Origin of the sequence: Metabacillus fastidiosus NBRC 101226 (assembly GCF_001591625.1) — a bacterium.
GTDB classification, from domain to species: domain Bacteria; phylum Bacillota; class Bacilli; order Bacillales; family Bacillaceae; genus Metabacillus; species Metabacillus fastidiosus.
In genome coordinates this window covers 1-1,799 of sequence record NZ_BCVG01000212.1, presented here as the reverse complement: position 1 = coordinate 1,799, position 1,799 = coordinate 1, and the positions used below count along the sequence as shown (strand labels likewise).

The 1,799-nt window shown below is 27.2% G+C and carries 1 protein-coding gene; it reads left to right on the top strand.

Annotated elements, in window-relative coordinates; genetic code table 11:
• The first annotated feature begins 882 nt into the window (after positions 1-882).
• Entirely contained in the window at positions 883-1,023 is a 141-nt protein-coding gene (locus tag BFA01S_RS22685; protein WP_156484005.1) for a hypothetical protein, read from the top strand.
• Positions 1,024-1,799 lie beyond the last annotated feature (776 nt).

Sequence of the window (1,799 nt, the reverse complement as noted above, 5' to 3'; positions counted from 1 at the left end):
GCACAAGCTACAAACGTTAAAACAGCTTAATAATAGATGGTGACAGACCCTACATGTAGGGTCTGTTTTTTATTTGTTTAAATTATTTTATCTCGTATTAAGATGATACGAGGAACAAGAGACTAAGTGGGAGATTGACTGTCCCTAAAAGCTTGAATGGTTCAACTAATACTTAGTAGAGAATGAAGAAAACTTCATCGAGTAAAGCTTCACTTTATAGGTGAAAAAAGGAAAAAGCCCTATTTATTTATTGAATAGGGCTTTTGCAACATACAACACAATTAGTAATAGTATAAATGGTAGACTAAGCATAGCACAGTGTAGTAGTAATCCCTAATTTAATATTTTTTATAATTATTTTTCTTTCTACAAACTGCTATTTTGATTTTAACTCAGTAGATAAAAATATACATTATATTCACTCATTAACGTTTTTCACCCTAAATACTCAGTGTATAAGATAATCTATAGTAAAAGAATTTAACGTATTTTCTTAATTTATACTTAACATATAAGTGAAAGGTTTGAAGTACATGATTTAGGATTACCAATTACGAATCAGCAAATAAAAAGATAATGTTAGTAGTTCCTATAAGATCTATGATGTTAATTAAATTCATTTGTCCATCACATAATTTGAATTGTTTATTGGTAAATAACTCGTTCATATAATGTAAAATATTAACATTATATGAAAAATAGAGAAAAAGGGCGATTTCAAGAGTAAATATATGATGGAGATGGCTTTTATTTCATTTGTTTACGTTTTCATGACAGAATTACGCCTTTGTCAAACTAGATGAAATCAATGATAATAAAGATATCGAATGACAAAAGTCGATAAACAAAATGGAATTAAACAAACATCTAGGAGGAATCTTCATGTTTAAAAAAATTTATTTCTTTCAAAAAAATAATAAAACAAAAAAACAAACGTCTAAAACAGTTAAAATAGTTAAAACAGCTAAAACAGCTTCATTTGACATGTTTGATGCTTACGCAGCAGCTTATAAACATGTCTAAGTTATAAGTTAGAGTTAAACAAATTTTTAGGAGGAGATCCTATGTATCAACCAGTTTATTTTCTTTTAAATACGAATGTAGTAAAAAAACAAACGTCTAAAACAGATAAAGCTTTTTTTGATATGTGTGATGCATTTTTAAATGCTTATAAGGACTAACTCCTTTAGATTTTCATAAATCCTCTTTTAACTCACTACATGATAAATATTAATTTTTAACTATCCCTTAAACAAAAACCACTATAAGCAACTAAAAAAGCCCTTATTCAGAGGCAAACGGAAAATACCTAAATATTCCTTAAGACTTACATATCCTCAAAGTTTACGATTTTCTAGCATTTTTTACACTTTTATTGACTTCAATTTTAACTTCAACTTCTCAAAATTTCGATTATGTTAACTAGTTATGTATAAAGTACTTATTTAGATATTTTAATGTCTTCTTCAACTATTGTGCAGATTAGTTCAAGAATAGTAAGTGGTACGATACTTAAATAGTGAAGTATCGTCTTTTTTATTATGCAACGAACTTTCTGTCAAAGTTATTGTTAACTCTCGGCTTTTTTTTGTATTTTTTTTATCATTTAAATTATAATTATTAAGAGAATTTACTTGATTTAAAGTTAGACAGCAAAAAATCTTAAGGAGAAAAGATAATGTTAAATTCAGATTTGGATATACGTTTAGAACCCCGTATTAAAGAATTATATCAATTACATAAGGAACGTTCTGCAAACATTGACTGGAGCTATCACGAATTTATTCCATGGGATAAGG

Excerpts from the sequence above, each read along its gene's own strand:
- BFA01S_RS22685 (WP_156484005.1), top strand. The coding sequence starts at position 883 with ATGTTTAAAAAAATTTATTTCTTTCAAAAAAATAATAAAACAAAAAAA.